Source organism: Methanobrevibacter sp., from assembly GCF_045644645.1.
In the GTDB taxonomy this organism is placed as follows: domain Archaea; phylum Methanobacteriota; class Methanobacteria; order Methanobacteriales; family Methanobacteriaceae; genus Methanocatella.
Genome location: NZ_JAZRHE010000105.1, coordinates 1 through 10,671 on the forward strand (window position 1 = coordinate 1; position 10,671 = coordinate 10,671).

Below are 10,671 nucleotides of genomic sequence, written 5' to 3' on the forward strand. Positions count from 1 at the left end.
ATGAAATATTGGATGAAATGGGAAAATTTGATTCATTAATTTTAGATTTTGAGAAATTAGAATACATATCCAGTGCAGGATTAAGAGTATTAATTTCAACACAAAAAAAATTACAACCTGAAGGAATACCATTTAAAATAATAAACAGCCCAGGCATCATAAAAGATATTATTACCACTTCTGGCCTGGATAACATCCTAAATATAGAGTGAAAAAAGTTTAAAAGCTAAAATATTTAGCTTTTCTCCACCACATGTTCAATATTATTGAAACCCAATACTTCACTGCATTTAAATTCCTTATCTGAAGATTCTTTTTTAAGAACTTCCAGATTCTCTTTTTCCATCATATTTCACATCCAAATGTATGCCATATGGGCAAAACCTCTAAATAAACATCATTTTATTGAATCAAAATATTTAATAAATCATCTACATCTTTAAAAGATGAATCTTTTGCATTGATACTTTAAGTGATTAAAAAATTCATTTTTAGCTTTTGCATTGACTTGATTGTCGAAACGTTTGTGCAAAATAGCTAACATGATTTCGATATTATTTTTTGAAAAAAAATTTAATAAAAATGAAAATGATATAAAATGAATAAGATAACATGAATTCAATAAAACTTAAAGTAGCGTTAAGTGAATTATACACCCTAAAAGATTTTGTCGAGAAGAATTACAGAGAAGACATTGCAGTGCACTTAGTCATTGAAGAAATTTTTGTAAATATTGTTAATTACTCTAATGCAGAGTATATTATTGTAAATATTGAGTATGATAATGATTTAATGATAGAATTTGTCGACAATGGGATTGAATTTAATCCCACTTCACAAAAATCTCCTAAAAAACCTAATAATATTGAAGAAGCGCAAGTTGGTGGTTTAGGCATTTTACTTGCAAAATCTTTTGCTGATGAATTGATATATACTTATGAAAATGGGGAAAATCACTTAAAAATTATTAAAAAAGGGGTATGATGAATAATAACATTAAAAAAATATTGGTGCCTTTTATTTTAATGATAATCTTTAATTTAGGGCCATATATTTTTATGTTAAGTAACAATTTTGGCGAAGGATACACGCCGCACGTGGGTCTAATTCTTATTTCAGGTCTGCTTTTCGGACCTTATGGTGCCGTCGGATCTGTCCTTGCAAATGGAATATGTGACCTCCTTCGAGGTTATAACTTAGCATTTACCTTTACAACTGAAATTGTAAGTTTAGGAATTTCCTGCTTAGCTTATAAACTATGGTACGGAAATTATGGAAAAAGACAATTTATTACCAAGCCTAGCCTACATAACACTTTTCATCTGCTTTTATTTATTGGAATAATCATGATATGCGCTACCTTATACTCGCAAATTAATAAGGAATTATTTTATATACTATATCCAGAAACAATACCTATCAGTTTGGAAATTGGAATTAGATATTTCATTAATTTTTTTAATTCAGCATTTGTATTTGGAATTATTGGAATTTGGCTTTCTAAAAAAATTGATTTTGTCCACATCCCCAAAATATCTAAAAGAGAACTTAACAAAAAATTTTATAAAGCGATTGCTGTGTTAATTCTAGTATCTGTGGTAATTATTACGCTAAATGATTTTTATAATGGTGCCTATGAAAACCCGATTGCTGAAAGCGCTATCCTTACAATATTGTTATTTATATACATAACAAAGCCAATAAAATCCGTGATAAAAGAAGTGAATTATACTCCAATACCCGAACAAATAATGGATATATTCCTTTTAGCAACATTGATTATCCTAATTTTAGCTACAGTGGCGGCCTGTGATGAAATATTAATTCGCTCACTAAACATGCTTCTTCGAATTGATGCCGATGATATAATCCTCTACATAATGTTAATTTCAGACATTTTACTTTTCATATTCTTTATCCCTTCCATTTTTGTATTAAAATACATTGAAAGGAAAGTAATTGAACCGATATACTCATTTTCAAGAATAGAGTCATTCATTAAAAAAGGAGATAAAATTAAAGCAGAGGAATTGATTAACATATATTCTAACCATGTTGATGATAATAATGAAATTGGGATGATGGCCCGCAGCTACACTGACTTAATTAATAATACAAATGAATACATTGAAAACATAGAGGAAATTGAAGGTGAAAGGCATAGAATTGAATCTGAACTTGATATTGCTAAAAGAATTCAAGAGTCAATTCTGCCAACCCAAAGTATTGTAAATGAAGATTATGGCGTTTATGGGAAATCAAAATCGGCGAAAGAAGTAGGGGGAGACTTTTACGATTATTATGAAATAGATAATGAAAGTCTAGCTATTATTGTGGGTGACGCTTCTGGAAAAGGAGTCCCTGCAGCAATACTTTCAACAATCACCCATGCAATCATCAAACAAATACAGAAAAGTGAAAAAGATCCCTCCAAAGTATTATATTTAGTTAACAACGAATTATGTGAAAATAATGCAGAAAACATGTTTATAACATTATGGCTAGGAATTTATAATAAAAAAACAAAAATTTTAACATTTTCCAATGCAGGACATAATGCTCCATTAATTGATGAAGGTGACGGATTTAAAGAAATGACAATGAACAAATGTATTGTTTTAGGCATTATGGATGATTTTAAATTTGTTAAAGAAGAAGTTAGAAATTTCAATAGGATAATCATATATACTGATGGAATAACTGACGCTAAAAATGTTGATGGGGAATTCTATGGTGAAAAACGTTTAATTAATATTTTGAATCATATCACAATGACCATTTACTAATTGAAACATTGCAAGAAGACATTAATGAATTTACAAAAGGAACCGAACAGTTTGATGATATGACAATACTTGTGCTTGATAAATACAAGTAACAATCTTAAAAAAAAATAACGTGGATGCTAAAAACTATTTTACTCAAAAACCTTAAAAGAAATGCTTGCTTAAGTTTTGAAACTCAATATCAGTTAGAATTCATATTCATGTTTGAAATTGAAGATTTTATGGTGAAAAGCTGAATGAAAATTGAAGTAGGCAGATTAGTTTATCAATAATAATTTCAATTACATAAGCATCGGACATCCCCCCATTCCACATTTTTGAAACTTATTTAGCCGTATAATAAGAACAATTCGTATAAAACGTATGAGATTGCTCGCATGCTTATCGATTCAGCACTAAAACTCTAATACGAAATTTATTTTTTTGGTAATTATAAAATTTTAATATCCTATTCACTCTTAAAAAGTTAAAAAAACAAGAATAGACGTGGTGGGATTCGAACCCACGTAGCAACTAATGCATAAGACCCTGAATCTTACTCCTTTGACCACTCGGATACACGTCTAAAAGAAATATCTGAAAAAGTAATCCATGTACTGGATTTTAACTATATTATATACTTTTTTTAGTATAAATATTTAATCCTATCCGACCCATTATCGTTTGACCAACCGTTCTCATATTCTCAACTTTCACCCATTTTTAAGTAATGAAACCTATGATAACAACTTTTTGACATTTCCGACCAGCACCCCAATGACCGTAGGTGATGAATCATGATACGTTTTGAATATTGGAAAACATGAATTCCCAAAATAAACATGAAAAATTTATTTTCCTCATGTTTCTCAAGAATCTAGAAATTTTCATATAACCCCAAAAAAGTTCCGATACTTATCGATTTTTAACCTCTAAAAACCCTTTATTTTTTATAAAGAAACCCAAAAATAACACGAACAATTCGTATAAAAATTATAAAAAAGTTCCGATACTTATCAAATTCCTGCACTAAAACTCTGATATGGAATTTGTTTTTCTGTAATTATAAAATTTTTGAAAGTTATCTCAACCTAAATCTATAGGTAATTTTCTGTTATTTTAGTTGCAGATTCAACCATTTTTGGACAAAACTCTTTGAATAGATCATTATCCAATGCGTATTTAATGCCTTCTTCGGTTCTAATGTCACAATTAAGTAAATCCCTACAGATATATGATCCGTTTTCCTTTTCAAATTCATCTAAAAATTTTTCACATACTTCATTACTTTTAGATTTACTTTCACCATATTTAAGGCCTAATGCCATTAGTGCACCTGTGCAAGCACCGCAAACTTCACCTTTACGCATCCCACTACCAAAGCATGCACCAATTTTCAAGGCTTGTTCTTCCGAAAGACCTAAATCCTGTGAAAATGTTGCAAATACTGCTTGTGAACACACATATCCGTTTTCAAATAATTGAATAGCATTTTCTATATTTTTCATATAATATAATTTAATTATTTTGACTTATCAATGTTAGTATAAAACTGGATATGACACTGTGGGCATTCCTACTATACATGTTTCAAGAATCTAGAAATTTTCAGACAGAACATATAAAATAGTTCCGATGCATATCAATTTCTACCCATGAAAAACACCAATATAAACTTTATTTTATATAAAGAAATCTCCCTAAGACTACGAACATTTCGTATAAAACGTATGATATAGTTCGCATGCTTATCAAATTCCAGCACTAAAACTCTGATATCGAATTTATTTTTTGATGATTATAACATTTTTGAAAAACCAGAAATACTTGGTTATTGTAATGTGATGTGTGTTTTTGCGCATTATAAGGAATTTCCATTACATCACATGAAATGTTCCAATGATGTTCGGCAAATATGGAGGTTTACCACTAGCCAATTAATCCTGTATCCTGATTTATCCTCAGACTTTGCAGATATAATTTGAAAAGATTACTTTTTAATTTGTATTTGCCTCTTGCTGGCTTGATTATCATGTTTTTTTTAATTAAACTTTTCAGCAATGCTGAAGGTTCTGAATTTAGATGAGCATTCTCCTTGATATATGAATAGGACAAAATTGTTTCCTCACTTTCCGCCATTAAGCATAATATTTTCCGCTCTTCTGTAGTGGATTTGGCGAATAATGATTTAAATTCCCGTTGAGCCAAAATATTTAAGGAATAGACAGATGCCTTTTTAAACTCATCCATTGTCACTGTATCATCATCATTAGCTTCATCAAAACAGCTGTAAGCTAGAATCTGCATGTAATATGGGATTCCATTGGATAATTCATATATTCCTTTTATGACATCCTCTTCAAAGGTCACATTTTGTTCTTTAATCGGAATGTTGATTGCATCACACACTTCACCGTAGGACAATGGCCCTATCAGATATGGTTCAAATATCCGTACTGCTGAGTCAAGTTGATCCTGTATTTTGTTGAAAATGTCTTCTGATCCGGTAGCTACAAACATTATATTTTTTCCTTTTAAATTTAATTCTACAAGAGCATTCTGCAGGATGCTCAATATCTTCCTTGTTTCATCGTTGCCCATAATCCTTTGAAGATCATCAAACAATAGGATTAAAACCGGATTGTCAGAGTCCAGCTCATCATAAATCAAATTTAAAATTTTTTCAAAAGCAACGGCAGGACTGGTTTGGGGAATTTCACGTGATACAGACACCCCTCCGATAAATGGTATATTAATACCTAATGAACTTATTTTCTCCCAAAAATGACCAATATTAATATTTAAAGTATCAGAGCACTTTTCTATTATCAAGGAGTAAATGTCTTCAAAATTTCCTTCCATTAATGGAATTCTAACAGAATATACATCATCAAGATTAGTTATTTCTTCTTGAAATTTCAATAATAAGGATGTTTTTCCAATTCCTTTTGGTCCATACAATATTAAATGGCCTGGAACTCCCATTTTAGTTGAGTTATATATTTTTTTAAGTTCATTTAATTCATTTTCACGGCCTGTGAAATATGAAGGCAAAATTCCAGTTCGTTTTCTGAAAGGATTAGTTTTCATGCTTATAACCTCTAATACTACACATCATAAAAAACATAAAAAACATAAAAAAAATTTATGATTCTTATGTTCCTTATGTTTTTAAGAATATTTAAAAATTTCCATTATCAAACATGAATTTCATAAAAAACATAAAAAAAATTTATGATTCTTATGTTCATTATGTTTTTCAAAAAATGTTCATGAAAACGTATAAAAAAGTTCCGATGCTTATCGACTTTTTACAACCAAAAACACTTTACTTTATATAAAAGAAATCCCCTAAGAATACGGACATTTCGTATAAAACGTATGATATAGTTCGCAACCTTATCGATTTTCAGCACTGAAACTCTCATATGAAATTTTTCAATTAACAAACTTTTTGAATGTAGTTTAAAAGCTAATGTTGATTAAATGCTTCTGAATGGATATATCCCATTTTTTTCATAGCTATTCCTTAGCCAGTGGGAAAATATTGGATCGGTAATCTGATATTTGTCATTTGCATATTCAATCAAGTTAAAGTCGAGCAGGCGATTCAATGGCCTATTAAGTGATCCACTAGTAACTTCTAATGCGTTGGCTATTTCAATTCTTTTTTTAGGATTGTCAAGTAAAGAAATAATTATTTTTTGTTCTTGAAATGTTAATTTAGACCACATGAATACAAAATGTACTGCAAGATAGTCTATCGAATCTTTAAATAACTCGATGATGTTATTTTCTGTTAAGGTTATGTTTTCAGGGAGAATTTTTGCAAATATGTTGATGTAATATGGTATTCCTCGAGTGCATTTGTAAAATCTTTCAGATGCATCATCATCCATTTGTATGTTACTTGGAAGTGATTCAATATAATCTATGGTGGTTTGCTTTGAAAACGGGTGGATTTCAATTGTCAGCATTCTTCCTCCAAATGCTCCCTCTTTTCCATTTAAATCATTGATTAAACTGTCCTTTAAACTCATACTACCGCAAAATAGGTATGCAACATTCTTTTGGTTTTGAATGAAGCTACGCATATACCATAAGAATTTGTCCACATTGTCCAAATCTTTAATCAATTGGATTTCATCAATGAAAATGAATACTCCTTTTAATTTGTCACTGTTGTCTTCATAAATTTTTTGAGGCAATTCCATTACAAAATCCGCTAATTTTGCATAATTGTCCTCACTTTCAAAGACGGGTATTGGAATGTGTTCGTAAGATAAAATCTTATCTATTTTGAATTTATTTGTTTTAAAGTATTTTTCAATTTGTTTGCCAACTGTTCTTAAGCCAAATTCCTTTGAGGATTTTATTATTGAGTCATAGATTATTTTGATTATGCTGCCTCGTGTCAGGTTTTTTTGTTGGTAAGCATTGCTTCTTGACAAATCAATATCTACAACCAAATATTCCTTATCGAATTTATTTTTAATTTTCTTGATGAGTGCTGTCTTTCCCACTCCTCTAATTCCTGTCAACAGTATAGTTGGTGATGAATTGAATTCAGTGCTACCCAATAAATTTGACAACATGTTAATTTCATCTACTCTATTGTAGAATTGTGTTTCGGTTAAATTTGTATCTGTAATGCTTGCAATTTCATCCATATGTAACCCTCATGTAATCCAATTTGCATTATGTATTGTAGTATAATGTACTTTTAATTATATAATTAATTTTTCATTATGTATTGTAGTATAATGTATTTTTCATTATATATAATCTTAATTATTTTCATACAAACTTCAGCAACTAAAAACTCTAATAAAAAGTTTATTTTATATAAAGAAACCCAAAAATAACAAGAACAATTCGTATAAAACTTATAAAAAAGTTCAGATACTTATCAATTTCCAGCACTAAAACTCAGATAGAGAATTTAATCCATTAAAAATTAATGACAATTATCAGAAATACTTAATCACAAGATGATTAAGAATGAATTGAGAAAAAACATATTATTAACTTCTTAACTGGTGATTAATGGGATTAAAATTTGTTATATGAATGTTATATGGATTCTGTACTATTTTGCTTATTTAAAATATTCATTAACTTATATATCCAGTGTTTGCCAGCAAGGCACAAATTGCATACTGCATTAATATTGTTCTTTGATTATCTTTGACTGAGCAGAAAAACTTTCCACCCATTTCTTCAATCTTTAAATTTCCAGATACTCTCTTCCCACGGAATGAGCGGAATCTTCTTGAATAAAATCTAATGTATATTAAAAAAAATTTTGAGATTATACAATCTCAGAATTAAAGTCTTCTGCAGTTTCGGGATCATCATAATCATTGAAAGGACTTTTGCCCTTATCCAATTCTTTAATTTTTTCAATATCATTTTTATTTAATTTAAAGTCAAAAATATCAATATTTTCTGCCATTCTTTCTGTTTTAATAGACCTGCATGAAAATGGAATGTCCCTGTCTATAAGCCATCTGAGTATAATCTGTACAGCACTTTTATCATATTTTTCTGCAATTTCTAAAAGAATAGGATTTTCAAATAAGTTATCTAAACCTTCTGAAAGAGGTCCCCAACTTTGATGGGCCACACCCAATTTATTCATGATTTCATTTGCTTCATATTGCTGGAAGTAAGGTGTTGTCTCAACCTGATTGACTTGAGGGACAATGTCAAAATTCATAGTCAAGTCAACCAAACGGGCGGAATCAAAATTTGAAACACCGATAGACAATAATGTTCCGTCTTTTTGCAACTCCTGTAATGCTCTGTAGGATCCATAATAATCTCCAAACGGTTGATGAATAAGCATCAAATCAAGATAATCAGTTTGCAAATCCTCTAAAGTTTTATTAACAGCTTTAATTGTTTTATCATAACCAGAATTGCTGACCCAATTTTTACTAGTTAAATAAATCTCTTCCCTAGGGATTTCAGATTCCTTAATTGCTTCACCAACTTCCTTTTCGTTATAATATACTTGTGCACCATCGATTGCAGTATAACCTCTTTTTAAAGCATTGAGCACTGCATTTTTTGTATCGTTAGTATCTATTTCATAAACTCCAAAACTAACAAAAGGCAATTTTTCATTGTTGTTTAATTTTTTAAATTTCATAAATTCACCTGTTGCATCATTCATATTAAAAAATAATGAAACGTTAAATATATATTCAATTTTACAATATAAAAAAATATTTAAAGAAATCATATCCAATCTGATTTTAAACTGTCCATCAAATGTTTTGAAAAATTATTTTTAGGGAATTGAGTAAAAATACGAACAATTATTTTTTTAATTTTATCATATTATTCAATCAAATTTAACAAAAAAACAAAGATATTATTTAAATCAAAAAACAAATTTTTATCTGTTAAATACTATAACATTGTGGAAGATAATATGATTGATAAAACTATAAATTACAATAAGTACTTTTTAAGATTAATTAAAGATTTTGACGAAACTACACTACTTAATCCAGATTTAAATGGGATTAAAAAACCTAAATTAAATAAGAATGAACTAAAAATAAAAAAAAGCGACATTGAAGAATTTTGCAAGGAAAATTCTATTGCAGAAGATATACTTTTCATAGGTAGTGTTGCATTAGCATTGAATAAATTTAATTTTTCAAATAAAAATTTAATTTTCCATGAAAACAATTTGATTTTTACAACTAATTTTGAAAACAGGAAAATATCCATTGAAGATTATTTATTGCAAATCCAAAGGGATTACCTGGAAAATTTGAAATATTCTAAATTTTCAATAGATGAATTGATTGATGAATACGACCTCAAGCCCGAATTCTATTATGCATTCAATAAAGACTTAGATTTCAATTCATTCAAATATAAATATAATTTTTACTTGAATATAATAGAAACCGGTGCAGAATTCCTATTATCCTCCCATTACAATGACCAGTTATATTCCAATGAATATGTCAATCAATTCCTAAAAAGCATTAATACAATCATAAATCAATTTTTATCAATCGACATTGCAAAATCAACATTATCTGACATTTCCCTTGTTGAAGAAAAAGAAAACATTGAATTTATAGAAGTGGAAAATCCATTCCTCCACAAGCGCTTTGAAAAGCAAACTGATGAAACCCCCGACAATTTTGCACTTATTTCAAATGGTGAAAGATTAACTTATAGTGAACTTAACAAAAAAGCGAATAGGATTGCAAATGCACTTATTAAAAAAGGAATAAAACCAAAAAGCAATGTTTTGCTAATGATTCACAGAAATAGTAATTTAATAGCATCTATTTTAGGTATTTTGAAATCAGGATGTGCATACATCCCAATCGATTTGGAATATCCTCAAGAAAGAATTGATTATATTTATGAAAACAGTCAGGCAAACTACATTATTTCTGATGATGATAAAGGGAATTCATTGAATGTTAATGAATTGCTCAAAGAGGAAAATATAGAAAATCCGGATGTTAAAATTTCGCCTGATGATTTGGCATACATGATTTACACTTCAGGTTCAACAGGAAATCCAAAAGGTGTTATGATTTCCCATAAAAATATTACAAACCTGTTCACTCATGATGAAAATAATCCTGTATACCATGCATATAGCGGCATGAAAAAAACCCTTGCACTAAGCACAGTTTCATTTGATGCATTTTTACTTGATTTCATGAGCTTAACCTTTGGTTTGGAAGTTGTTTTGGCCAATGATAATGAAGCCAAAAACATCACAGATTTAACTAAACTTATTAACAAGGAAAAACCGGATGCGCTCACATTCACTACACCGTCAAGATTAAGGGAATATCTTGAAAATGAGCAGTTCAATAAGGAATTTTCCTCATTCAAGTATGTTGCAATTGGTGGGGAAATG

The 10,671-nt window shown here is 29.3% G+C and carries 8 protein-coding genes and 1 tRNA gene; 4 read left to right on the forward strand and 5 right to left on the reverse strand.

The window, feature by feature from the left end; genetic code table 11:
- The 3 genes from ACKI4K_RS05920 to ACKI4K_RS05930 all read left to right on the forward strand — a co-directional run.
- The coding region (locus ACKI4K_RS05920; RefSeq protein ID WP_407423217.1) for an STAS domain-containing protein at window positions 1–212 on the forward strand (212 nt) is incomplete at its 5' end.
- Window positions 213–612: 400 nt separating this feature from the next.
- On the forward strand, window positions 613–984 hold the full coding sequence (locus tag ACKI4K_RS05925) for an ATP-binding protein (protein ID WP_407423219.1): 372 nt from the start codon (window positions 613–615) through the stop codon (window positions 982–984).
- Between the two features lie 74 nt (window positions 985–1,058).
- A complete protein-coding gene (locus ACKI4K_RS05930) occupies window positions 1,059–2,786 on the forward strand; it encodes a PP2C family protein-serine/threonine phosphatase (RefSeq protein ID WP_407423221.1) in 1,728 nt (575 codons plus the stop codon).
- A gap of 481 nt (window positions 2,787–3,267) precedes the next feature.
- Here the strand turns inward: ACKI4K_RS05930 and ACKI4K_RS05935 are convergent.
- The 5 genes from ACKI4K_RS05935 to ACKI4K_RS05955 all read right to left on the reverse strand — a co-directional run bounded on the left by ACKI4K_RS05935 (window position 3,268) and on the right by ACKI4K_RS05955 (window position 8,919).
- A tRNA-Leu gene (locus ACKI4K_RS05935) sits at window positions 3,268–3,351 on the reverse strand.
- A 511-nt stretch (window positions 3,352–3,862) separates the two neighbouring features.
- Window positions 3,863–4,273, reverse strand: coding sequence for a C-GCAxxG-C-C family protein (locus ACKI4K_RS05940; protein WP_407423223.1), 411 nt, complete (start codon window positions 4,271–4,273; stop codon window positions 3,863–3,865).
- A 421-nt stretch (window positions 4,274–4,694) separates the two neighbouring features.
- Window positions 4,695–5,855: an AAA family ATPase gene (locus ACKI4K_RS05945; protein WP_407423225.1), complete on the reverse strand. Its 1,161-nt coding sequence runs from the start codon at window positions 5,853–5,855 to the stop codon at window positions 4,695–4,697.
- 392 nt (window positions 5,856–6,247) lie between these two features.
- Window positions 6,248–7,435 carry an AAA family ATPase gene (locus ACKI4K_RS05950; RefSeq protein ID WP_407423227.1) on the reverse strand — a complete coding sequence of 396 codons (1,188 nt, stop codon included), beginning with the start codon at window positions 7,433–7,435 and terminating at the stop codon, window positions 6,248–6,250.
- A 641-nt stretch (window positions 7,436–8,076) separates the two neighbouring features.
- On the reverse strand, window positions 8,077–8,919 hold the full coding sequence (locus ACKI4K_RS05955) for an aldo/keto reductase (RefSeq protein WP_407423229.1): 843 nt from the start codon (window positions 8,917–8,919) through the stop codon (window positions 8,077–8,079).
- A gap of 285 nt (window positions 8,920–9,204) precedes the next feature.
- Here ACKI4K_RS05955 and ACKI4K_RS05960 point away from each other — a divergent pair.
- The coding region (locus tag ACKI4K_RS05960; protein ID WP_407423231.1) for an AMP-binding protein at window positions 9,205–10,671 on the forward strand (1,467 nt) is incomplete at its 3' end.

Bases quoted from the DNA above. Each gene is read 5' to 3' on its own strand.
- ACKI4K_RS05925 (WP_407423219.1), top strand. From the start codon at position 613: ATGAATTCAATAAAACTTAAAGTAGCGTTAAGTGAATTATACACCCTA.
- ACKI4K_RS05930 (WP_407423221.1), top strand. From the start codon at position 1,059: ATGTTAAGTAACAATTTTGGCGAAGGATACACGCCGCACGTGGGTCTA.
- ACKI4K_RS05940 (WP_407423223.1), bottom strand. From the start codon at position 4,273: ATGAAAAATATAGAAAATGCTATTCAATTATTTGAAAACGGATATGTG.
- ACKI4K_RS05945 (WP_407423225.1), bottom strand. From the start codon at position 5,855: ATGAAAACTAATCCTTTCAGAAAACGAACTGGAATTTTGCCTTCATAT.
- ACKI4K_RS05950 (WP_407423227.1), bottom strand. From the start codon at position 7,435: ATGGATGAAATTGCAAGCATTACAGATACAAATTTAACCGAAACACAA.
- ACKI4K_RS05955 (WP_407423229.1), bottom strand. From the start codon at position 8,919: ATGAAATTTAAAAAATTAAACAACAATGAAAAATTGCCTTTTGTTAGT.